This window comes from Collinsella stercoris DSM 13279 (assembly GCF_020735465.1).
In the GTDB taxonomy this organism is placed as follows: domain Bacteria; phylum Actinomycetota; class Coriobacteriia; order Coriobacteriales; family Coriobacteriaceae; genus Collinsella; species Collinsella stercoris.
Genome location: NZ_CP085935.1, coordinates 1,819,701 through 1,842,318, shown reverse-complemented (window position 1 = coordinate 1,842,318; position 22,618 = coordinate 1,819,701). Strand labels below are relative to the sequence as shown.

Below are 22,618 nucleotides of genomic sequence, written 5' to 3'. Positions count from 1 at the left end.
CTTCGGAGCGACGTTGGCTGCGGGTTGATCTGTCGTCGCGAGGGCTCCGAGCCTCCTGCGCACGTGGAGGAAACGCGTGGCTCCCATTGTGAAGCCGGGCAAATCCGGACGCTCGATCCTGCGTCGTATGCCCCGCTGGGCGTTCGTCATCACTGCGGAGGAAGGGGTTCGCGCGCGACACGCTTCCCTGTCGGGGCGCTGGGCTGCCGTAAGGCCCCCTGCCGTCAGACGGACGTCCCGATCCCATCCCACGGCGGCGCTCGTTGACACCGAGGGGCACGTGCCGTTCGTTGCCGCCAGGGGGCGTATGGCGTTCGCGTTCCGTTGCCGTTCCCGAGTTCACCCCGTTTTGCGTATCGCCCCAATTGCGGCTCGAGGCAAGGCGGGCGGAGCGCCGCTGCATGTCGTTGCGGTTGTTGGCGTCCATCCGACCTCCCAGGGAAATCGCGCATCATGCCGTATGTTACCAGCGATGACGCTCTTGCAGACCGTCCTTTGCATCGTTGTTCGGCACGCACCTACACAATTGTTGGCATAAAATCTGCGCAGCGGAGCATGCGGCGCGGCTTATGCAGTAAAAGCGCAGGTACATGACGTGAGTGAAACAACGCGTGCGTGGCATTGAGAAAATGGTGCCAACAAATGTGTACTCAGTTTTGGCGTTCGCCCGCATACCGCCCGCTTCGATCCGCCCCGCACGCACGCAATCCGCACGAGGACCGCCCGCATCCATCCGCCGCGCGTGCCTGCCGTGCTCCGGTAACTCCGTGTGCCCGCTGTTCCGCTCGCGTCTGCCTACTCGCTCGCCCGCCTCCACCCGCGGAGCGCCCCTGCAACCTTGCGCGCATCTGCCCGCCCCGCGCCCCTGCTGCCCGCGTGCCTCCACCCGCGGCGCACAAACCGCTTGTCTGAAAATCGCGTCCGTTCGTCTGCAATGGGCTTCCGCAGGTCGACCCGCCGGCAATCCGCTTGCGGCTTGGCAATATCCTGCAAGCGTGGAAAAGGCGCATGTACACGACCATGCGCAGAGGGGTGGGCCCGCACGTGCAGAAACGGGTCCCAAACAAAGAAAGGAGGCGTGCTATGGCGGACACCAAGGCTCCTGCTGCCGAGCAGGGCGGCATGAAAAAGACGCTGTCGCTGTGGAACTTCTTCACCATCGGCTTCGGCGCCATCATCGGTACCGGATGGGTCCTGCAGGTTGGCGACTGGATGGTCGTTGGCGGCGGTCCCGTTCCCGCTATGATCGCATTCCTCTTGGGCGCCATCGCGCTGGTGCCCATCGGAGCAGTGTTTGGCGAGCTCACGGCTGCCATTCCGGTTTCCGGCGGTATCGTGGAGTACGTCGACCGCACCTTTGGTCACACGGCGTCCTACATCACCGGCTGGTTCCTGGCCCTGGGCAACGGCATCCTGTGCCCGTGGGAGGCAATCGCCATCTCCACGCTGGTGTCGGACATGTTCGGCAGCCTGCCCGGCCTTGAGTGGCTGCGCGCCGTCAAGCTCTACACCATCCTCGGCGCAGACGTGTACCTGTTCCCCACGCTCATCGCGCTCGCCTTTGCCGGCTACGTGATCTACCTCAACTTCCGCGGCGCCAGCTCCGCCGCCAAGCTGCAGGCGTTCCTCACCAAGGCGCTGCTATGCGGCATGCTGCTCGCCATGGGCGTGTCCATCTTCACCGGCTCCCCGAGCAACGCGATGCCCGTGTTCTCGCAGGTCTCCGGTGCGGGCGGCGGCGTGGCTGCCACCGAGAGCGGCAACCTGCTCGCCGGCATCGTGAGCGTCTTGGTGCTCACCCCGTTCTTCTACGCGGGCTTCGACACCATTCCCCAGCAGGCCGAGGAGGCCGCCGAGGGCCTCAACTGGAACAAGTTCGGCAAGATCATCTCCCTTGCCCTGCTTGCCGCCGGCGGCTTCTACATGGTGTGCATCTACTCCTTTGGCACCATCCTTCCCTGGGATGAGTTTGTGAGCCAGCCGGTCCCGGCCCTCGCGTGCCTCAAGAACATCAACATGATCCTCTACATCGCCATGCTCGTCATCGCGACGTTGGGGCCCATGGGTCCGATGAACTCCTTCTACGGCGCCACGAGCCGCATCATGCTCGCCATGGGCCGCAAGGGCCAGCTGCCCGAGAAGTTCGCAGAGGTTGACGAGAAGTCCGGCGCGCCCAAGCTCGCCTGCGTGGTTCTCGCCGCCATCACCATCGTCGGTCCGTTCCTGGGCAAGAACATGCTCATCCCGCTGACCAACGTCTCGGCCCTCGCGTTCATCTTCTCCTGCACCATGGTCGCTCTTGCGTGCTTCAAGATGCGCTACACCGAGCCCGACCTGCCCCGCCCCTACAAGGTCCCCGGCGGCAAGATCGGCATCGGCCTCGCCATCGCCGCGGGCGCCATCATCATCGGCCTGCTGGTCCTGCCCTTCAGCCCCGCTTGCCTGAACATGGTCGAGTGGTCCATTGTGATCGGCTGGCTGGTCATCGGCCTGGCGCTCATGGCCTTCACCAAGGCGCGCTCCAAGTAGCGCCTGCCCAAAGCGGTGATGCGCGAAAAGCCGGCTGCCGGCTCGCGAGCGCGTCATCGTTTGGGGACATCGCCCCCACGCGGCGGGCTTTCTCAAGGCCTGTCTTTGCGGAAGGCCCGCCGCCTCCTCTTCTCTCGTGGCATTGCCCGACCGTGCACGTACCCCGCGCGGCCGGGTGCCGATAGCCAATCCATCGTTCCAAAAGGAGGAACATCATGGGTAAGAAGTACGCAATCGTCGGAGGCAAGCTCATCGACGGCACCGGTGCCGAGCCGGTCGAGAACTCCCTCGTGCTCGTGGACGAGAACGGCAAGATCGAGTACGCCGGCGCCCATCAGGACACCCCCGAGGGCTACGAGGTCATCGACGCCGCCGGCAAGACGGTCATGCCCGGCCTGATCGACACCCATCTGCACTTCTCCGGCAACCTTACCGACGACGACACCGACTGGGTCATGCAGCCGCTGCTCGAGAAGCAGGCCGTCGCCGTCAAGCAGGCGTACGACTGCCTCACCCACGGTCTCACCACCGTGTGTGAGATCGGCCGCTTTGGCATCCAGATCCGCGACTGCATCGACAAGGGCGTCTTCAAGGGCCCGCGCGTCCTGGCCACCGGCCTGGGCTTCTGCCGCACCGCCGGTCATGGCGACTCCCATCACTGCAGCCAGCTCGAGAACAAGGAATCGCATCCGTGGGGCGATCAGGTCGACGGCCCGTGGGATCTGCGCAAGGCCGTGCGTCGTCGCCTGCGCGAGAACCCCGACGCCATCAAGATCTGGGCTACCGGCGGCGGCATCTGGCGCTGGGACTCCGGCCGCGACCAGCACTACTGCTCCGAGGAGATCAAGGCCGTGGTCGACGAGGCCAAGATGGTGGGCATCCCCGTGTGGAGCCACTGCTACAACAACCACGCCGCCGCGTACGATTCCGTCCGCTTTGGCTGCGAGCAGCTGATCCACGGCTTTGACATCGACGAGCGCACCATGGACCTCATGGCCGAGCAGGGCACGTTCTTCACGCCCACGATCGCCTTCCTGCCCACCTGGTACTCCACCTACCCGCCGGTGTACGTGCCCGAGCTGCACGACAAGTACGAGGGCACGCTCGTTGAGAAGGAGCTCCAGCGCAACTACGACTGCCTGCGCGAGGCCAAGAAGCGCGGCGTCGTGATGACCATCGGCTCCGACTCCTTCTCCTTCGTGACGCCTTACGGCACCTGCTCCATCGAGGAGATGTACGAGTTCGTGGACAAGATCGGCTTCACTCCGGTCGAGACCATCACCTGCGCGACCCTCAACGGCGCCAAGATGTGCCACATCGAGGACGAGACCGGTTCGCTCGAGGCCGGCAAGTGCGCCGACCTACTCGTGGTCAACGGCGACGTGGCTGCCGACATCCACACCCTCAACGTCGACAACATGGACGTCATCATGAAGGACGGCTGGATCGTCGACGCCGGTACCTTCGGTGAGGGCAACAAGTACTCCGAGTAACGAGGGGCACTCCCATCGGTCGGGGCCGGGGAATTCCTTCGCGAACGTCCTCGGAAGGCGCGCTTGCGCGCCCTCCTGCGGAATGTTCGCTCAGGAAATCCCCGGCTCCTCCCTGCGTTCACCCCGTTGCAAGTCGGGTGAGGCGGTGGGGGCGGCTCGGTGGGGCCCTGGGGTTGAGGCGGGCTTCTATCCCGAAGGGCCGCGAACGCCCCTTCGGGGCTCCGCAGCGTACCGGGTGCGGCGGCGTTGCTGGTCGAGGGGCTCCTCGACTTGGCGGGCGCGATGGCACTGCTGGCCGAGGGGTTCGCGCGACTTGGCGGGCGCGTTGGCATTGCTGGTCGAGGGGCTCCGCGGCGTACCGAATACGGTGGCATTGCCGGTTGCGTGTCTCATAGTGCGGCTCGTTTGGCAGGGTAAAGGTCAGCCCTCCTCAAGCGCTCTTGAACCATGCGACTTGGAGTGCAGTTACTATAGTGTGCGTTTGAGGATTGAGGGGCGGTCCTAGGGGGCGGTATGCAGCGACCGTTTGAGCGGCAAAACCAGACCAAGTTCTTTAGGGACGCGCAAAAGTGGGCGCTGCGCGGCCTCATGATGTGCGTTCCCATGCTGCTCATCCTGTTGGGGCTCGAGTTCTTCACCAACCCCAACCCGGTGCCTGCGGTGATCACCATTGCGGGTCTGGTGCTCCTGTGCTTCTTTTTTGCCTACGTGTTCGTTGCTCCCGACGACTTCTCGCTTTCGGCAACCGACCGCACGCTGGGCATTGCCAGCAAAATCTTTACCTACACGCGCCATGGCCTTACGCCCGAGGCCACGCTCGGCGCGTGCCAGATTATCTTGCCCGAGACGCTCGCCTCGGCCATCTGCGTGACGGACGGGTCGGCCGTCGTGGCGTGCTGGGGTGAGGACTCCGACCGATGTCCCGCGGGTACGCCCGTGGTGCTCGGCAGCACATTGCGCGTGCTGCAGAGTAAGCACATGGAGGTCTTTGCGCGCGAGGCCCCCGCGCCTGGCGAGCCCCGGTTCTTTCCGCGCCTGCACGCCGGCATCACGGCGCCGCTCATCGTGCGCGACCGTTGCATGGGCACCATCGAGCTCTATTACCCGCGCTACAGCGACATCGATGCGCGGCAAACGGCGCTGGCCACCGGTTTTGCCGAGCTCATCTCCACGCAGCTCGCCAGTTTTGAGCTTGAGCGACAGCAGGACGTGAGCGCCCGCATGGAGCTCCGGGCCCTGCAGTCGCAGGTCGACCCGCACTTCCTCTTCAACACCATCGGCACCATCGTGTCGCTCGTTCGCACGGAGCCCGAGAAGGCCCGCTCGCTGCTCATCGACTTTTCCAACTACTATCGCCAGACGCTCTCGAACTCCGATGCGCTCACCTCGTTGCAAAACGAGCTGGGCCAGGGCATGCGCTACATCAACCTCATGCAGGCGCGCTACGGCGAAAGCAGGCTCAAGCTGCGCGTCGACCTCGACCCGGCCACGCTGGACAGCCGCGTGCCGCCGTTCATTTTGCAGCCGTTGCTGGAAAACTGCATCAAGCACGCGATGCGCGAGACCGAGCCGCTTTCGATCGTCCTTTCCTCGGTGGAGACGGACGACGGCGTGCAGATCGTGGTGGAGGACGACGGCATTGGCATGTCGCGGGAGACGATTGCGCACCTGTTCGACGTCAAGCGCGTGACGGGCTCGCAGGTTGGCGAGGCGGAGAGGCAAGACGGCGGCAGGCGTCGCGATGCCCCCACCACGGCGGACGGCTCCATCAAGCGCGGGGGCGGGTTGGCGCTCGCCAACGTGCTCATGCGCATCCATTTCTTTTTTGGCGAGGAATCGGGTATTCGGGTTGAGTCGCGGGAAGGCGTGGGCACGCGCGTGGTGGTCGAGCTCGTTGGCGAGCCGCATGAGCCGGAGGGGAGCACGTTGCCCTCGGCCCAGGCGTAGCGCTGCGGCGGGGCGCGGGCGCTGTGGGGACGTGGGCGGCGGCGCGGCGGTGCTGCGGCGCGCGGCGGCGCCGGGACAGGGAGTGTCACGTGGGGCCGGACGCGGCTCTGGGACAGGCGTCGTCGTGGTTTGAGGTGGCACCGCGGCGGGAGTCGCTGCGGGGGCTGGGCGGTTTCGCATCGGCGGCTGTCGCGCGACCGGTCTGCGCCGACATCGACGGGTTTGGGGCGCCGCGTCTTCGCTCGCTTCGACCGGGGCCTTACGCGCATCCGTCTTGTTGTGACTGGGGTGCTGCGCGCGCCCCGCCCCGTTACGACTGGGGTACACTGATTCGGGGCTACCTAGGTAATTGGTGGGCGGCAAGAGGGCATTGCAAAGGGACGATGCCTGCAAAAGGGAGGCTTCATGGCTGAACAAAACTGGCGCGTGCTGATCGTGGACGACGAGCCGCCCATTCGCGCTGAGCTCAATTACCTGCTCAAGCAAGATGCGCGCGTAGGCCAGGTCGAAGAAGCCGGCGGCGCGACCGCCGCGGTCGAGAAGATCCTGTCGTTTCGTCCCGACGTGCTGTTCTTGGACATCCAGATGCCCGGCACAAGTGGCGTGCAGCTTGCCGACAGCTTGCACAACCTCAAGCACCCGCCGGCCATCGTGTTCGTGACCGCATTTTCCGAGTACGCGGCCGAGGCGTTCGAGCTCGATGCCACGGACTACGTGCTCAAGCCGGTTGAACAGGCGCGCTTGGAAAAGGCGCTCGACAAGGTGGAAGCGACCATCGCGGCTCGTAAGCCCGCTTCGACCGATGAGCCGGTGCGCCGCATCCAGGGCGAGCGCAACGGCAAGCGCTCCTACATCCCGGTAAGCGAAATCGCCTATATCGAGGCGCGCGCGGATTATGCAACCGCCTACACGCAGGCGGGAGGCTATTTGGTGAACGATTCGATTTCTGTGCTTGAGCGGCGTCTGGCATCCGAGGGCTTTTTGCGCGTGCATCGCAGCTTCCTGGTGAATATCGATGACGTGCGCGACATCGAGGTTCTTAAGCCGAGCGGGCTCATCCAGCTGACCCTTGAGCACGCCGCAACGCGCATCCCGGTGAGCCGCCGCCGCGCCCCTGGTGTCAAAAAGCAGCTTGGCCTCGCGTAGCCGCATGACGGGAGTGGTCCCGTCTCGCCAGCCCTGGGTGTCGATTGCCGTGGGGGCATTGAAATTGCGCGCTGTGAGTCGTTTTTTTGTCCGCCAAGTGGCGCGGCGACTGCCGCAGCGGTATTGAGACGGGGCGTTGCAGGTTGTCCTTGTCCGTCTCAGCGACGTAGCGACGGGCGAGGTGGCATTGAAATGGGGTGTCGCTGGTCGTCTCTGCACGCTTTAGCGGTGGTATGACTGCCGCGAAAGCGTTAATGTGCCGCAAATCGGGCGATAAGGTAACGAATTTCAGGGTAGCCCGAGTAGACACCTTTGATAAAAGAATTTATCTGGGCGAATGCCGTCCAAAATAGGCGTCTACTCGACGGGTTGCTTTTTTCGTTACATTATCGCCCGATTTGTGGCAGGGGCCGCCCCCGCGCGCCCCGTGGCGTGCGGGGGCGGCCCAACGCATCGGCCCAACGCATCGGCCCAACGCATCGGCCCAACGCATCGGCCCAACGCATCGGCCCAACGCATCGGCCCAACGCATCGGCCCAACGCATCGGCCCAACGCATCGGCGGGCGCGTCGCGCGCCCCGCGGTGCACGGGGGAAGCCCCAGCGCGGCACGACTACGCGGCGTTCCAAGTGTCGTATTGCAGCGGATCGGCGGGCTCGTTCACCACAATGGCCTCCGCCGTGCTCGGCTCGCCGGTGAAGAAGCGTGCCGCACGGTCGAACTGGACCATAACCCACTCAAGCGGGTTGGGCGCGGGGACGTTTTCGGAGGCGACGAGCTTTGCCGTGCCCACGGTTGCTTTTCCCTGTTTGAACGTGATGGTGCCCACGTCATCACCCTGTTCAACGGCACCGGAAAGCTCGTCGAACTCAATGGACTGCTCGAGCTCATCGCCCAGGCTGAACACGGCGAACGTGGCGTCTGCGTCCTCGAGCTGGGTTGCCGCCGTTTGATCGCACCAGGCGCTGCAGGGTGCCTCGCCCACAAGGGGAATGCCGTTGCGCTTGACTGGTGTGTTGGCAAACGGGACGGTCGCCATGTGGTCGTAATACCAATTGGCAAGCGTCAAGGTGTCGGCAAAGCGCTCCTCGTTGGTTTGGGCGCCAAAGATCGCCACGTAGACCTCCCCGCCAAGATCGCGGGTGAATGCGCCCACAAAGCAGTTGCCCGCCTCGTCCGTGGTGCCGGTTTTGCCGCCGATGTTGCCGTCTTGGCCATGAATCTGGTTGCGCACCACCAGGTTAACGGTGCGTGCGCTGCCATCGGCCGAGGTCACGGGAATGGATGTGCGGTCGCTGTTGTCGATGGCGCGGAAGTCCTCGTTTTGCATGGCGGCGGCGAAGACCTTGGTTATGTCGCGCGTGGTGGAGTGCAGGTTGCCCGCCCAAGCGTCAAAATCCAGGCCGTGGGGATTCTCGAACACGGTGTCCGTACAGCCCAGCTCCTTTGCCTTCTCGTTCATGGCCTCGATGAACACGGCATACGGGTCGTCGCTGGTGGGGTCGATCTGCGCGCCGGCGGTGGTGGCGATCGCCGTGGCGGCGTCGTTGCCGCTCATGACCATGAGCCCGGTGAGCGCGTCTTCCATGGTGAGCGTGTCGCCCTCCAAAAGGCCCAGGCTGGACTCGCCGACGGTGGCTGCGGCGTGGTCAACGGTGACGGTATCGGAAAGATCGCAGTGCTCGAGCGCAACGAGGGCGGTCATGACCTTGGTGACCGAGGCGATTTTGATGGGATCGTCGGCGTCGCGCTCAAAATAGGCTGTTCCGTCCTGCCCCAAGATCATGGCATGGGGCGCGGAGATGTCGGGCAGTTCGCTTTGGTCGATGCCCCGCTCGCTCGCCGCGGTGCCCATGATGACGTCGCTCGTGCGGACCTCGGCGCGGGCCGGCGTGGGCAGGCCAATGATGAGGGCCGCGGCGGTGGCGAAGGCCGCAAGGGCAGATGCGGCAAAGCGTTTGTTCATAGGTGCCTCTCGAGGGGGGTCGGTTCGTTGGCTGGAGTATAGCGCTTGCTGGGCTCGCGGCCATTGGTCGACGCGCTTAGCTTTTGCTTAAAGCGTGCAACGGGCGTGCGCCAAAGCGAAGTCTTAGCCATAATAGTCAAGGGCGAAGGGAGCAAGCTATGGATACGCCGCGCATCCTGGTTGTGGATGACGAAAAGACCATCACGGACCTGGTGGGCATTTACCTGCGCAACGAGGGCTACGACGTCACGCTGGCGTACACCGGCGCCGACGCCGCGCGTTTGATCCTGGAGCAGGAGTTCGATCTGGCCGTGCTGGACATCATGCTTCCCGATGTCGACGGCTTTGAGCTGCTGCGCACCATCCGCACCGAGCGCACGTACCCGGTGATCATGCTCACCGCGCGCGACAGCCAGGCGGACAAGATCGAGGGCCTCTCCTTGGGCGCAGACGACTACATGGTCAAGCCGTTCCGCCCGCTCGAGCTGGTGGCGCGCTGCAAGGCGCAGTTGCGCAGGTACACGAGCTATGGCACGCGCGAGCAGTCCGTGGCGGCCGAAGACGCCGGCCCCATCATCGCGTTCAACGGCCTCTCCATCAACAAAGACGCGCGCACCGTGACGGTGGACGAAAAGCCTGTGCGCTGTACGCCGCTCGAGTACTCGATTTTGCTGTATTTGGCCGAGCATCGCGGGTGCGTGGTGCCGGTGGAAGAGCTGTTCCGCGCCGTGTGGGACGAGGAGTTCATGGCGGGATCCAACAACACCGTCATGGTGCACATCCGGCACCTGCGCGAGAAGCTGGGCGACGATGCGCAGAACCCGCGCTTCATCAAGAACATCTGGGGCGTCGGGTACACCATCGAGAAGTAGGAAAACCGCAGGTAAAACTGCGTAAGACCATTGTCGGTGACACCTGCCGCCTGCGTTTTCGCGAGCGGTTTGGTGCAACGTTTGGTGCAATGGGGGCTGCTCATGGCTGCGGAGGAAAATGTATATTCCCGCCCTTTCATCAAGAAGAAGCGACCGTCTTATCTTTGTCGAATGCAAGGGGCGAGATATTCATGAGCGGTAAGCATGGCGCAACCCTTCCGATTGCACCGAACTGTGCGTCCAATTTTGTATAGAACACCGTGATGGTGCACATCGTCACCTGCGCGAGAAACTGGGCGACGACGTGCAGAACCCGCGCTTCATCAAGAACATCTGGGGGTGCGCTACCTGCCGTCGTCCTGCTGCAGGCGCGTATGCTCGTGGCGGCGGGCCTGCTTGGAGAGCAGGCGCGCGGGCTTGTCGGGGTCGGGCACGGCCGTCGGGACGGGCTCGTCCACGTGGCCGCCCCACCAGCCGCCCACAAAGTCGAGCGTGTGGAACACGTTGATGACCGCGGTGGGGTCGATATCGCACACCAGCTTGATGATGTCCTGGCTCTCATACGTGGATACAACCGTGTGTAGCAGGTACATTTTGTCGCGGCTGTAGCCGCCGATGACCTCGGCGCAGCTGATGCCGTGCTGGAAGTGGTTGACGTACGCGGTCATGACCTCGTCGGCCAGGCGCGTGGTGATTTGGAGCGTCACGCGGTCGTAACGATGGTAGAAGCTGTCGATGGTCTTGGTTGAGATGAACTGGAACACAATCGAATACGCGGCGTTGTCCCAGCCGAACATCCAGCCGAAGATGACCAGGATAAAGCAGTTGAAGGCGAAGATGACGCCCCAGATGGTCTTGCCCGTGTGATTTGAGACCCAAAGCGCAATGAAGTCGGTGCCGCCGGTGGACGCGCCCGATTTGAGTGCGATGGCGATCGAGATGCCCGAGACGAATCCGCCAAAGATGACGAGCATGATTTTGTCGCCCAAGAACGGCGCGAAGTCGAAGATGTTCAGGAAGAGCGAGGAGAGCGCGACCTGCATCATCGAGAAGATCACGAAGCGCTTGGAGATGCCGCTCCAGCACATGAGGGCCACGGGGATATTGAGCGCGAGCATGCCGAGCGAGGTGTCGATGCGCACGCCGCCGAGCGAGGTGATGCGGTCGAGCAGCACCGCGACGCCGGTGAATCCGCTGGGCAGCAGGTCGGCGGGTTCGACGAACGCCTGGATGAGGAACGTCTGGATGAGGGCGGACGCGATGACCGCCACCGCGGTGATGATGCGGCGGACGATGGTAAGGCGCGCAAGGTCGAGCGCGCGATCGGTGAGGCGGTCAACGGCGTTTGCCACGGCGGCTCCTTCGGCAGTTTATGTGCGGGCATGTCGAGCGATTGTAGCACGCGCAGACGCTGCGGATTGGCGGCGTTCGCAGGGCCGTTGCCGGTGGGGGAGATGGGCGGCGATCGAGGTCCTACGCGTTCGAAATTGGGCGTGCGAAAAGGAAAGGCGCCAGGCCTGCGCGCTGCGGGCTTGGCGCCATCGAATTAGGGAGCGGGCCCCGGCTTCGTACCGTGCGGGCTACTCCTCGGCTATGGTCGAGGCGCCGTAGGCCACGGCCGCCGCGCCGGCAACGGCTGCCGCCGCGCCGAGCACCGAGGCAGCGTCGCCCGTTTGGGGCAAGGTGCCCGACGGCTTGTTGCCGGGCTTGCCACTGCCGTTTCCGGTTCCCGCGGAGCCGCTGAGCTTGACGAGTCCGTCGATAGCGCTCTGGAGTGCCGCATGCGCGGAATCGACGTCCGCTTGGGTCGCATTTGCATCGCTCATTACCTTGCGGGCCTGGTCGAGCGCGGATGCAAGGCGCGCGAAGCTGGATGCGGTGTAGGACTTCTCGTGGGGAAGAACGTCCTTCTCGACGCTGGAGATCAGCGCCGCCAATGCGCTCTTGTCCGCAGTGGGGTCGTCGCCCACCTTGTCATACTCAAGGCCGAACCCAAACGGGTAGACGATTGCGGTCGTGTCGATGACCGTCTTCCCGTCGACGCGCTTGGTGGCAAAGACGTCGACCGGCAGTTTTCCGGAGGCAGCGTGCCCGCCAAAGATGACTTCTACGCCGGCGGGGACATTGGGTCCGAACGCGGCGCTCGGGGAGAGGCCCTCCGTGGGGTCCATGCCCTTGTTGCCATATGCGATGGCGATCGCCGGTGCCTCGGGGTACACGGCGGCGTCGTAAGGTTTGGAGATGCTCAGGACGGCGACGGACTTGCCGGCATCGTTCGCGGCCTTCACGACTCGCGTGGGGACGTATGCGCTGCTTCCGCTCTTCTTGTCGGGGTCGAGATTTGCGGCCGAGCCGATCTCGGAGATAACGACCACGTGGCTCGCCTGCTCCATCTTGCCCGCAATCGCGGCAACGGCCTCGTCCATGTCGTCAAAGCCATCGGCGTAGTTGATCGACTCGTACGTGACGCCCTGCTCGATCACGTTCTCCGCGATCAGGCGGCGCATGGAGAGCTCCATGCCCGGTTGCTCGTTTGCCCAGGCGGCAACCAAGAGCACGTGGTCGCCCGTCTTGGGCTTCATGGGCAGAATGCCGCCGTCGTTCTTGACGACAGTGATGGCATCTGCTGAGACCTCTCGCTCAATGGAGCGGTTCTGCTCGCTGCCCACTTGGGCGAGCGCGTTGGCGAGGTTCTCCTCATGAGAGCCCGCGGTGTCCTTGTAGGCGAGGATGCCACGCCGCTTCTTAAGCTCGAGGATGCGGCGGACCGAGGTGTTGAGGCGCTCGTCGGTGAGTTCGGCGTCCTGCTCAAGGGCGTCGACGAGCTCCTTGAGCTTGGGAACGTCTTGTTGGCTCCTCAGCGTGACGGGCATGAGGGCGATATCCACTCCCGCCTTGAAGGTACGCTTGACGGCATCGATGTATCCGAAGTTCTTGGAGATGGCGTCCATATTGAGCGCGTCGGTGATGGAGACGCCGGTGAATCCCATCTCGGTGCGGAGGATGTCGGTCATAAAGACGGGGGAGAGGGTTGCGGGCAGCTCGATTTCTCCCATGGAGGGATCCGCTGATGGGACCTTGGCGGTCTCGACCTTGGGGAACTGGATATGGGCGGTCATGACCATATCCACGCCCTTTTCGATGGCGGAGCGGAAGGGGATGAACTCCAGGTTATCGAGCTCCTCCTTGGTCTTTTCGATGCGGGGGAGGCCGGTGTGGGAGTCGGTCCCCGCGTCTCCGTGACCCGGGAAGTGCTTTGCGGCGGTTGCGATGCCGTGCTCCTGCATGCCGCTCATCATGGCGGTTCCAAGCTGTGCCACGAGCTCAGGGTCGCTGGAGTAGGAGCGAAGGCCGATGACCGGGTTATTGGGGTTGTTGTTCACATCGAAGGACGGCGCGAAGTTGACATTGATCTTGAGCGCCTCGAGCTCGCGCCCGATGACCTGACCGCACTGGAGGGCATCTTCCTCGCTACGCGTTGCGCCGAGCGCCATGTTGCCGGGAAGGGCGGTTCCGCTGCCCAAGCGGTACACGATGCCGCCCTCTTGGTCGATGGTGAGCAGGAGCGGGATGTCTCCTGCGGGGGCTTGCGCGGTGTTCCGCAGGGCCGCCTGCTGCATGTCCATGGCGAGCCTGAGCGTCTGCTCGGTCTCTTTGACGTTGTTGGCGAACAGGATGACGCCTCCCAGGTCGAACGAGTCGATGACGGAGGCGATTTCCTCATTCAGGACCGTGAGGTCGCTTACCTTGCCGTTTTGCATCCACTGGCGGAAGTCCGGCATGAGCATCTGCTCGATCTTTTGGCGGCGGGTCATGGTGGCGAGGATCTCGTCGACGCTGCCGGCGGAGAGGGGCTGCTCGGTTGCGCGGGCGCTGGCGGGCAGGAGGCCGAGTCCCGCGAGGGAGGCGAGCGCCGCGGCACCGCCGGTGACGAGGTTTCTACGGGAGAGGCAGTGCGCGCTCGGCGTTGCCGGTGCGTTATACGGGGTGCGTGAGGACATCGTTCCCTCTTTCCTGTTGGGGTGGACAGGCCCAGTATATGGGGCCGCCGGCCGGCCCCGAGCTTATAAATCGATGAGCGGGCAAAAGGTCGGGCCGGATGGGCGGCCTTGTGCGCGGTAAGATGCAGGGGGGACGCGACCGGGAGCGCATCGAGCGCTCCCAAGGCACGAGAGGCATAGCAGTTGGCAGGCACCGCGCACGAGACGCTCAAACGTTACTTTGGTTACGACGCATTCCGCCCCGGGCAGGAGCGCATGGTGTCGGCCATCTTGTCTGGCCGCGATGCGTTGGGCGTTATGCCCACGGGCGCAGGCAAGTCCATTTGCTATCAGGTGCCCGCGCTCATGCTGCCGGGCATCACGTTCGTGGTGTCGCCTCTTGTCTCGCTTATGGGTGACCAGGTGCGCGCTCTCAAGGAGATCGGCGCGCGGCCGAGCTACCTCAACTCCTCTCTTACACCGGGTCAGCAAAACACCGTGCTCAAGCGCGCGGGAGAGGGCTGGTATCAGATCATGTACGTGGCGCCGGAGCGCTTGGCCGACCCGCGCTTCCTGGCGTTTGCGCAGGCGGCTGCGGCGCCCGGCGGAATCGGCGTGCCGCTCGTCGCGGTGGACGAGGCCCACTGCGTGTCCCAATGGGGACAGGACTTCCGCCCGTCGTACCTGCAGATCGCCGACTTTATCGATGCACTGCCGCAGCGTCCGGTGGTCGCCGCCTTTACGGCCACGGCGACGGACCGCGTGCGCGCGGACATCGCCGGCATGCTGCACCTGCGCTCGCCGGAGACGGTGGTGACGGGCTTCGACCGCGCGAACCTGTCGTTCAACGTGGAAGAGCTGGGCGACAAGGCGAAAGCCGAGTGGATTTACGCCTACGCGAGCACCCATGCGGACGAGAGCGGCATCGTGTACTGCGCGACGCGCAAGGCGGTGGATGAGCTCTCCGACGAGCTCGGTCGCGCCTTGGGGCCGCGCGGCATCCGGGTCGCGCGGTACCACGCGGGGATGGCCCAGCAGGACCGCGCTTCCGAGCAGGCGGCCTTCATCGCCGACGTCGCGCCGCTCATGGTCGCCACGAACGCCTTTGGCATGGGTATCGACAAGCCGAATGTGCGTTACGTGATCCATCACAATGTGCCTGAGAGCATCGAGGCCTATTACCAGGAGGCGGGCCGCGCGGGCCGCGACGGTGATCCGGCGGCGTGCTACCTGCTATGGAACGGGCACGATTTCGGTTTGCGCCGCTACTTCATCGAGAAGGACGTGCCGGACGACACCCTGAGTCCGGAGGAGCGCGAGTTCGCGCGTCAGAACCGCTACCGTCTGCTCGCCCAGATGGAGGGCTATTGCCAAACGACCGGTTGCCTGCGCGCCTACATCCTGCGGTATTTCGGCGACGAGGGCGCGCTCGGCATCGAGGGCGCGCCATGCGGCGGGGCCGTTGGGGCGGTGTCCGCTTCCGGGGCGCCCGGCGCGGGGGAGGGCTGCGGGAACTGCTCCAACTGCCTGACGCGCTACGAGGTCGAGGACGTGACGGATGTGGCGCTCGCCGCCCTGCGCATGGTCGCTGCGACGGGCGGGCGCTTTGGCAAGGCGCTCATCGCCGATGTCCTGCATGGTGCGAATACCGAAAAGATTCGGCAGTTCCGCCTCGATGAGGCGCCTGGTTACGGCGAGCTGCCCGAGGTTCCCGTCAAGCGCATCAAAGATGTTTTGGACCAGCTGGTGGGCCGTGGGTATCTGGTGCAGTCGCAGGGGCGCTTCCCGGTGGTGGGTCTCGGCCCGCGCGCGGACGAGGCGTTGGACCCGCTCAGGACGGGGGAGTTTGCCTTCACCGTGAAGAAGCGCGCGTCGAAGAGCCGTTCCGCCAGCCGCGCGCGGCGCGCCGTCGATTTGGTGCGCGAGGAGGCCGCGCTGGATGCCCGTCCGCGCGTGGGCGACGATGCGGAGCTCTTCGAGGAGTTGCGCGATCTGCGCCGCGAGCTTGCCGACGAGCATCAGGTGCCCGCGTACATCATCTGCTCGGATGCGACGCTCCGCGGCCTGTGCCGCCGGCGCCCCGCCACGCGCGAGGAGCTGCTCGAGGTCACGGGCATCGGTGAGAAGAAGGCCGATGCATATGGGGCGGCGTTCTTGACCGCCATCGCCGATTACGAGGCGAGCGTGCGGTAGGGCGTCCGACAGCGTGCTCTTTAATCGGACTCGGTGCAACGCGGGCATGGGAAGAGCGACTACTGCTCGGTGACGTCCAGGTAGATGTCCGCAAGGGTGACAATCGAGAGGTCGAGTCGATCACCCGCCTTTCTCGATGTTTCGCTGCTTGGCTCGCCCTTCATGAAGAGGACGTGGTGGGTTTGCTTGAATCCGGGAATGAGCGTCGCGCGGTGTTCGAGCGTTTGAATCGCCTCGCTCTCGTTGAATCGGGAACGATACTTGCACTCGCCGACGCAGAGATGCCCGCTCGTCTTGTTTCCAGCGACGACATCGATGTCTACTCGTTCGCGGATCGAGGGGTCGGTGCCCCACCAACGTCCGATTTCGAGCGGAAGAAACGGAAGGTTCCCCGCTCTTGCCTGATTGGTGAGCCATTGCCGGCAAATGTCCTCAAATTGCGTTCCGACATAGGTGGAAAAGCCGTCCCCTTGGGTCGCGATCTTGGCCGCTGCTTCTCCAAGGCCCGCCTCGATAGCGCCGATGTACGGGCTGACGAATCGGTACCAATAAGAGAAGAACGGATCGCTCAGGTAGTACAGACCCTTGCGGGAGCGAGAGGGGTCTTCACCGAAAGGTACTTCTCGCGTCACCAGGCCGAGCCGCACGAGCGCGGAGAGGTAGTTGCTGACTGCAGCTGGATCGATGCCTGCGCGCTCGGCGATCTGTTTAGGGTGCGTGGCGCCCGATCCTATCGCGTCGAGCACGGAGGTGTAGGTCGCGGGCTCTCGAAGCTCCTGCCTGATGAGCATTTGCGGCTCGGCATACAGGATTCCAGAGATGTCGAACATGAGGCGCTGGACATTCTCCGCGAACGGCAGGGATCGGTCGATCTGCTCGAGGTAGTAGGGCGTGCCGCCAAATACTGCATAGTAAGCGGCATGTTCCTCGGGACTGTAGCCACCGAGCAGGCGTGCGGTATCTTGGTAATCGAACGGCTTGAGCCTGATCTGGCTGGTCCGCCGCCCGTATAGGGGACTCTTGTAGCCCAGGACCTCGCTTTCCATGAATCCTTCGTTGCTTCCGCATAGGGCGAGCATCAGATTCGAGCGCTTGAAGGTGTGGTCGATGGCGATTTGGAGTGTCGAGGGCAGCGAGGGATTCGCCGCGGCGGCGTAGGGGAATTCGTCGAAGACGAAAACGGTACGCTCGTCTCGCGGGCAATGGTCGGCGAGGTAGCCTAGAGCGTTTGCCCATGAGTCGAAGGTGGGGTTGTCGTCGCGTTCCCCGAAAAACGACCAGATGGCGCGGGAGAAGGAGCGCAAGTTGTCCGTGTCGTTCTTTTGCTCGGCAGTGAAGAATAGCGTGCGCTTGCCTTTGCAGAAATGCGATAGCAGGGCGGTCTTTCCAATGCGTCGCCGTCCGTAGAGGACGAGCATCTGGAAGCCCTCTTTTCCATACAGGTTTTCGAGGCTTTTAAGCTCGGCTTCGCGCCCGATAAACATGGAGAACTCCTTAAGCATATTACGATTAAGGTAATCATAACATGCTTACTAATTCAGGAGGGCGCATCACTGCTGTAAGCGTCCGAGCGTGTTCGAAGCGGTCCATCATGGCCTGTGCTCGTTAGGGCGAGACGGGCTAGTCTCCGACGTGCTCGAGCTTCTCAGTTGACTCAACTGTGTATGCGTAAAGGTCGCCGTTGTAGTAGGTGTCAGTGTATTCGAAGGGGATGAGTTCTCCCTCTTTTTGCGTGTAGGTGACGTGCGAAGAGCAGAGAAGCGCGATATCGGTTGCCCCGAGGAGCTCTTGTTGCTGCGCCGTGGGAAGTGCGGCGCTAAGACGCTTGCTGGGTGCAAGAATCGTCAGTCCGAGTGTTTTCACATAGTCGTAGAACGAGTTGTCGAGACACTCGATGCTGATGGCGGGAATCACGGTGCCTGAAACGTAGGTGTCGCCAATTGCGATGGGGCGTCCGTCGCCCATGCGAAGGCGAACGAAATGATGGACGAGATCGTCATCGTGCAGTTTGAGCTTGGCGGCGATTTCGGGAACCTCATGGGCCCGGTGGACCTCGTATGAGATCAGCTTAGCCGAGGCGGTCATTCCAATCGCCTTCATGTCTTCGGAAAAGCTGCGCCCGCTGCTCGCGCTTTTTTCAACGCGCGACGCCCTCACGAACGTGCCTTTGCCGGGAATTCGTTCGATGTAGCCGCTGGTACGCAGATTGTCGAGGGCCTTTCCGATTGTGGTTCTGGAGAAGCCGTATTTGCGACAAAGGTCTTCTTCCGTCATGAGCTGGTCTCCGGTGGATAGCTCACCGCTGTTAATGGAATCGCGAATAGCCCGTTCGACAATCTGATACTTGGCAATCTTTGACATGACAAATCCTTTCAGCAATTTAATGGTACTCGAGAAAATGTCTTATTACCAGAGCAATTGCAAACTCAATATGGCAGCAGACAGATTTAGGGTGTCTACAGGTTGGATGGGTGCTTATCACTCCCAACGTCGGTTGCAGCACCGTGTGAAGAAGGCGAGAGACGGCAAATGTTCTAACAAAAAATACCGTTCACGGTAAAAATCATGTCATTTAGAGTTTACAAATCAGAATCATCATTGTAATATGGTGGAAAATGACTTATTAGATAATATCAATATAATGACAAATGATCATCTGGTCGATAGGAGGAAGTGGTATGTCTTCAGATTTGACGTAGGAATCACCGAGCATGATGGGCTATATGCGCGATCAGGGCCGTGCGTTGCGCGATACGTTTGCCCGTCGTGAAGAGTTCTGCGCCCCCATGCGCGACCTGTTCGCCTCGCACGAGATCGAGCAGGTATATTTCATCGGTTCCGGCACCAGCTACAATGCCGCGCTTTATATCGCCCCGTGTTTCGAGCGTCTGGCGAAGGTGTTTGCCGTTGCCGAAGTCCCCACGCGCTTCATTGACATGCGCCTTGCGACACTCACGCCGGAGCGCGCCCGCAAGACGCTCGTCGTGGGCATCTCCCAATCGGGCACGAGCGTGTCTACGGTTGCGGGCGTGCGCGCCGCGCGCGAGGCGGGCTGTCTCGCTGTGGCGGTTACCGATGCCATGGAGAGCCTGATCACGCGCGAGGTCGACGTCGCGGTCAAGCTCACCTGCGGGGTGGAGCTGATTCCGGTTGAGACGCGCGGGTATGTGGTGACGTTGCTCGAAGGGCTGCTCATGGCGCTCGACGCCGGGCTGACTTCCGGGGCGCTGCCTTGTGAGGATCATGGGCGCATCATGGGTCAGATCCGTGAGCTCATCGAGCGCTACGACGACGTTTTCGACGAGGTGGAGGCTTGGTACGACGCGAACGCTGCCGATTTCGTCACCATGGAGCGCGGCGCGATCGCCGCATACGGCCTCAATTTTGCGACGGCGGTGGAAGGCGAGCTCAAGCTCGGTGAGACCTTCAAGCGCCCAGTCAGCTCTTACGAGATGGAAGAGATGATTCACGGCCCGCAAATGGCGTTCGATGGCGGTACGTTCGTGTTCCTCATCGCGTCGAACGAACACGGCATCGATCGTGTGCCGCTGTTCTCGTCGTTCTTCTTGGATAACAAGATCACGAGCAATGTTTACGTGATCGGCGATGCATCCGCAGCGGCAGCCATCGAGTTGCGCGAGTGCGACCTGTGCATTTCCGAGGAGATCCCCGCGCTGCTCAGCCCGCTCGTCTATACCCTTCCGTTTCAGGTGATCGCCGCCAAGAACTGCATCGCGGTCGGTATCGACACGGCCAAACGTCCCGAGGGCAAGAGGTCGTTCGCACACGTTTACAGCGAGGATTGATTATGAACCAAATAATTGTCGCAACCCACACTACCCTGGCGACGGGGTTCGAGGCGTTCGTGAAGTTCTTCATGCCCGATGTGGCGAACCTGCACGTCATCAACGCCTATGTCGAAACGCCCGAATATGAGGGCGAACTGCGCGGGGTTCTCGACGCCCTCCCCGCCGAAGACGAGGTAATCGTACTGACCGACATCGCCGGTGGAAGCGTGAACCAAAAGGCGACGCTGTTGATGGGAGAGTACGGCTTCAAGCTCGTCGCCGGCATCAACGCTTCGTTGTTGTTGGAGCTCGTGTGCCGGACGGACCCCATATCCGATGAGGATCTCGCCGCTGCGGTTGAGCAAGCGCGCGGTCAAATGGTGTTTATGAATGGGCTCGCCCTAGACGATATCGACGATTCAGATGAACTGTAAGCCGCGCAAGCGGTGGCAATCATGAAGGGAGAACAACGATGATTGCACTTGTACGAGCTGATGACCGACTACTGCATGGTCTGGTGGCTGTCTCGTGGACGTCTGACGTGGCGCCCGAGACGATTCTCATCGCAAATGACGCCGCAGCCAAGGACACCTTCTTGTCAAACACGATGAAAATGGCGAAGCCCGCCGGTGTGAAGATGGGCATCAAATCCATCGAAGGCGCCGTGAAAGCTCTGAACAACCCGATCAACGATGGAAAGAAGATCTTCCTGGTGGTCGAGAGTGTCATTGACGCGGAGAGCATCTTCAACCAGCTCAACAACAAATTCAATCGCTTGAACATCGGTACCGCCGGCGTCAAGAAGCAGCCTGGTCAGGAGTACCGTCCCACGCTGCCTCAGGTGCATGTCAGTCGAGCGGACTATGAGGCAGCCGAGCGCCTCGATGCCCAGGGTGTCAAGGTGTTCGCGCAGGTAACCCCCACGCGCGAAAAGATGGATTTCGCTGAGATCAAGAAGGTGTTCGCCTAGGTGCAGGAAGCCTAGACAAATAGGGAAGGGGAGCAGCTATGCTTCAAGGTGTTCTGGTGGCACTTGCCGCCACGCTGATTTACCTGGAATCTCGCATCGGCGGTCAGCACATGATCGACCGTCCGATCATCATCGGTCCGGTGGTCGGTCTCATCATGGGCGACCCAGTGACCGGTCTCGTAGTCGGCGGCCAGCTCGAGCTGGTTTGGATGGGTCTGGCCGGTATCGGCACAACGACCCCGCCCGATGTCGTGACGGGCTCGGCGCTCGGTACCGCGCTTGCGATCCAGACGGGCGCCTCGTACGAGACCACGCTCGCTCTGGCCATTCCGATCTCCCTGTTGGCCCAGTTCGGCGCCATCGCCGTGCCGACCGTCAACGCGATCTTCGCGCATCGCGCCGACGCTTGCGCCGCCAACCGCGATTACAGGGGCGTCGAGCGCTGCCTGTGGATGGGCACGTGCGTCTATTTTGTCATGTACTTCTGCATGACCCTCGCTGGTTTTCTGGTTGGATCTGAGGTCATCACCCGCCTTGTCGAGATGATTCCGGCTGTCATCCAGGATGGCCTCGCCCAGTCCGGCAACTTGCTGCCCGCCATGGGTATTGCGATGCTTATCCAAATGACCTGGGATAAGAAATTCGGCGTTTTCCTCTTTCTTGGTTTCGCCCTTGCAGCCTTCCTCGGGGTCAGCACCATCGGCGCCGCCGTGTTCGGCGCGATCTGCGCGGTCATCTACTTTCTGTTCATCGGCGGCAACGCAGCGTCCCCCGAGCTTGCTAGTGCCACCTCGAGCGATTTCATCGACGAAGATTCTGAGGAGCTGTAATCATGGCAGAAGAGAAAAAGCTGAGCACCGCCACGCTCAAGAAGGTATTCAACCGTCATTACCAGCTGCTTGGTTGCTTCAACTACGAGCGCCAGATGTCCACCGGTTTCGCTTGGACGATGATGCCGGCGTTGCGCAATCTGTACGGTGATGACCCGGATAAGATGCAAGAGGCCGTGAAGCGTCACCTCGAGTTCTTCAACTGCGCAACGACCGTGTCTCCGTTTATCATCGGCATCACCTGTGCCATGGAGGAGCAGTACGCCAACTCCGCCGAGGGGGAATACGATCCCGCCTCCATCACATCGGTGAAGACCGCTCTGATGGGTCCGCTTGCCGGTATCGGCGATAGCTTCTTTTGGGGCACTTTTCGCGTTATCGGTGCAGGCATCGCCGCCCCGCTGGCGATCGCCGCGAACGTGCTGGGCCCCATCCTGTATCTGGTCATCAATGTGATCCCCTCTGAGATCGTTCGTCGCTTGGGATTCAAGATCGGTTATGAGGGCGGTTCGAAGTTCCTCGACCGTATCCAGGCCGACGGTACCTTGCAGAAGATGACGGAAGCGGCTCGCATCATGGGCTTAGTGGTCATCGGCGCGATGATTCCCTCGATGGTTACCATCGCGCTCACTGCCACGGCGAGCATCAATGGCGCCGAGATCGTTGTCCAGGACATCTTCGACCAGATCTGCCCGCAGATTCTGCCACTGGGCCTTGTGTTTGCCTGCTACGCGCTGCTCAAGAAGCGCGTTTCCGGCACCGTCATCCTTTTCGTCCTGTTGGCACTCGGAATCGTGATGACCGCGTTTGGCTTGGTGTAGGCGGTACTGCCCCGTGGTGTCGCAAAAAGACGCGGGGCATGGCCCCCATTTCCGGGCGCCGTTCGGCTGGACCGGATGATGTC

General features: G+C 62.6%; 16 protein-coding genes and 1 pseudogene. 12 read left to right on the top strand and 5 right to left on the bottom strand.

Annotation, left to right across the window (positions count from 1 at the left end):
• Positions 1-1,083: 1,083 nt before the first annotated feature.
• The 4 genes from LK434_RS07810 (at position 1,084) to LK434_RS07795 (ending at position 7,115) form a co-directional block, all read left to right on the top strand.
• Positions 1,084-2,529 (top strand): APC family permease, encoded by a 1,446-nt coding sequence (locus tag LK434_RS07810; RefSeq protein WP_040361665.1) that lies wholly within the window; start codon positions 1,084-1,086, stop codon positions 2,527-2,529.
• A 215-nt stretch (positions 2,530-2,744) separates the two neighbouring features.
• Complete coding sequence (locus LK434_RS07805) at positions 2,745-4,022, top strand: metal-dependent hydrolase family protein (protein ID WP_006721692.1); 1,278 nt, start codon at positions 2,745-2,747, stop codon at positions 4,020-4,022.
• Between the two features lie 513 nt (positions 4,023-4,535).
• Entirely contained in the window at positions 4,536-5,969 is a 1,434-nt protein-coding gene (locus LK434_RS07800; protein WP_006721690.1) for a histidine kinase, read from the top strand.
• A 405-nt stretch (positions 5,970-6,374) separates the two neighbouring features.
• Complete coding sequence (locus LK434_RS07795) at positions 6,375-7,115, top strand: LytR/AlgR family response regulator transcription factor (protein ID WP_006721688.1); 741 nt, start codon at positions 6,375-6,377, stop codon at positions 7,113-7,115.
• Between the two features lie 613 nt (positions 7,116-7,728).
• On the opposite strand, the gene LK434_RS07790 is transcribed toward LK434_RS07795, so the two are convergent.
• Complete coding sequence (locus LK434_RS07790) at positions 7,729-9,081, bottom strand: D-alanyl-D-alanine carboxypeptidase family protein (protein WP_006721686.1); 1,353 nt, start codon at positions 9,079-9,081, stop codon at positions 7,729-7,731.
• 158 nt (positions 9,082-9,239) lie between these two features.
• Here LK434_RS07790 and LK434_RS07785 point away from each other — a divergent pair, with 158 nt between their 5' ends.
• Both LK434_RS07785 and LK434_RS10600 read left to right on the top strand, forming a co-directional pair.
• Complete coding sequence (locus tag LK434_RS07785) at positions 9,240-9,953, top strand: response regulator transcription factor (RefSeq protein WP_006721685.1); 714 nt, start codon at positions 9,240-9,242, stop codon at positions 9,951-9,953.
• A 254-nt stretch (positions 9,954-10,207) separates the two neighbouring features.
• Positions 10,208-10,293: pseudogene (locus LK434_RS10600) on the top strand (winged helix-turn-helix domain-containing protein); the annotation flags it as partial.
• Between the two features lie 4 nt (positions 10,294-10,297).
• Here the strand turns inward: LK434_RS10600 and LK434_RS07780 are convergent.
• On the bottom strand, positions 10,298-11,305 hold the full coding sequence (locus LK434_RS07780; protein WP_006721683.1) for a YitT family protein: 1,008 nt from the start codon (positions 11,303-11,305) through the stop codon (positions 10,298-10,300).
• A 228-nt stretch (positions 11,306-11,533) separates the two neighbouring features.
• Complete coding sequence (locus LK434_RS07775) at positions 11,534-13,954, bottom strand: glycoside hydrolase family 3 protein (RefSeq protein ID WP_006721682.1); 2,421 nt, start codon at positions 13,952-13,954, stop codon at positions 11,534-11,536.
• A 183-nt stretch (positions 13,955-14,137) separates the two neighbouring features.
• Here LK434_RS07775 and LK434_RS07770 point away from each other — a divergent pair, with 183 nt between their 5' ends.
• Positions 14,138-16,126, top strand: a complete 1,989-nt coding sequence (locus LK434_RS07770) for a RecQ family ATP-dependent DNA helicase (protein ID WP_006721681.1) — start codon at positions 14,138-14,140, stop codon at positions 16,124-16,126.
• 59 nt (positions 16,127-16,185) lie between these two features.
• On the opposite strand, the gene LK434_RS07765 is transcribed toward LK434_RS07770, so the two are convergent.
• Positions 16,186-17,610 (bottom strand): ATP-binding protein, encoded by a 1,425-nt coding sequence (locus tag LK434_RS07765; RefSeq protein WP_148334637.1) that lies wholly within the window; start codon positions 17,608-17,610, stop codon positions 16,186-16,188.
• A gap of 136 nt (positions 17,611-17,746) precedes the next feature.
• Positions 17,747-18,487: a GntR family transcriptional regulator gene (locus LK434_RS07760; RefSeq protein ID WP_006721678.1), complete on the bottom strand. Its 741-nt coding sequence runs from the start codon at positions 18,485-18,487 to the stop codon at positions 17,747-17,749.
• Between the two features lie 350 nt (positions 18,488-18,837).
• Here LK434_RS07760 and LK434_RS07755 point away from each other — a divergent pair, with 350 nt between their 5' ends.
• From LK434_RS07755 to LK434_RS07735, 5 genes are read left to right on the top strand one after another with little or no spacing between them, the layout of a single operon-like run.
• Positions 18,838-19,932 (top strand): SIS domain-containing protein, encoded by a 1,095-nt coding sequence (locus tag LK434_RS07755; protein WP_006721677.1) that lies wholly within the window; start codon positions 18,838-18,840, stop codon positions 19,930-19,932.
• A gap of 2 nt (positions 19,933-19,934) precedes the next feature.
• On the top strand, positions 19,935-20,348 hold the full coding sequence (locus tag LK434_RS07750; RefSeq protein ID WP_006721676.1) for a PTS sugar transporter subunit IIA: 414 nt from the start codon (positions 19,935-19,937) through the stop codon (positions 20,346-20,348).
• 38 nt (positions 20,349-20,386) lie between these two features.
• Complete coding sequence (locus tag LK434_RS07745; protein WP_006721675.1) at positions 20,387-20,884, top strand: PTS sugar transporter subunit IIB; 498 nt, start codon at positions 20,387-20,389, stop codon at positions 20,882-20,884.
• A gap of 38 nt (positions 20,885-20,922) precedes the next feature.
• On the top strand, positions 20,923-21,714 hold the full coding sequence (locus tag LK434_RS07740) for a PTS mannose/fructose/sorbose/N-acetylgalactosamine transporter subunit IIC (RefSeq protein WP_006721674.1): 792 nt from the start codon (positions 20,923-20,925) through the stop codon (positions 21,712-21,714).
• 2 nt (positions 21,715-21,716) lie between these two features.
• Complete coding sequence (locus tag LK434_RS07735) at positions 21,717-22,535, top strand: PTS system mannose/fructose/sorbose family transporter subunit IID (protein ID WP_006721673.1); 819 nt, start codon at positions 21,717-21,719, stop codon at positions 22,533-22,535.
• Positions 22,536-22,618: the final 83 nt, after the last annotated feature.

Excerpts from the sequence above, each read along its gene's own strand:
- LK434_RS07810 (WP_040361665.1), top strand. The coding sequence starts at position 1,084 with ATGGCGGACACCAAGGCTCCTGCTGCCGAGCAGGGCGGCATGAAAAAG.
- LK434_RS07805 (WP_006721692.1), top strand. The coding sequence starts at position 2,745 with ATGGGTAAGAAGTACGCAATCGTCGGAGGCAAGCTCATCGACGGCACC.
- LK434_RS07800 (WP_006721690.1), top strand. The coding sequence starts at position 4,536 with ATGCAGCGACCGTTTGAGCGGCAAAACCAGACCAAGTTCTTTAGGGAC.
- LK434_RS07795 (WP_006721688.1), top strand. The coding sequence starts at position 6,375 with ATGGCTGAACAAAACTGGCGCGTGCTGATCGTGGACGACGAGCCGCCC.
- LK434_RS07790 (WP_006721686.1), bottom strand. The coding sequence starts at position 9,081 with ATGAACAAACGCTTTGCCGCATCTGCCCTTGCGGCCTTCGCCACCGCC.
- LK434_RS07785 (WP_006721685.1), top strand. The coding sequence starts at position 9,240 with ATGGATACGCCGCGCATCCTGGTTGTGGATGACGAAAAGACCATCACG.
- LK434_RS07775 (WP_006721682.1), bottom strand. The coding sequence starts at position 13,954 with ATGTCCTCACGCACCCCGTATAACGCACCGGCAACGCCGAGCGCGCAC.
- LK434_RS07765 (WP_148334637.1), bottom strand. The coding sequence starts at position 17,610 with ATGTTTATCGGGCGCGAAGCCGAGCTTAAAAGCCTCGAAAACCTGTAT.
- LK434_RS07760 (WP_006721678.1), bottom strand. The coding sequence starts at position 18,487 with ATGTCAAAGATTGCCAAGTATCAGATTGTCGAACGGGCTATTCGCGAT.
- LK434_RS07755 (WP_006721677.1), top strand. The coding sequence starts at position 18,838 with ATGATGGGCTATATGCGCGATCAGGGCCGTGCGTTGCGCGATACGTTT.
- LK434_RS07750 (WP_006721676.1), top strand. The coding sequence starts at position 19,935 with ATGAACCAAATAATTGTCGCAACCCACACTACCCTGGCGACGGGGTTC.
- LK434_RS07745 (WP_006721675.1), top strand. The coding sequence starts at position 20,387 with ATGATTGCACTTGTACGAGCTGATGACCGACTACTGCATGGTCTGGTG.
- LK434_RS07740 (WP_006721674.1), top strand. The coding sequence starts at position 20,923 with ATGCTTCAAGGTGTTCTGGTGGCACTTGCCGCCACGCTGATTTACCTG.
- LK434_RS07735 (WP_006721673.1), top strand. The coding sequence starts at position 21,717 with ATGGCAGAAGAGAAAAAGCTGAGCACCGCCACGCTCAAGAAGGTATTC.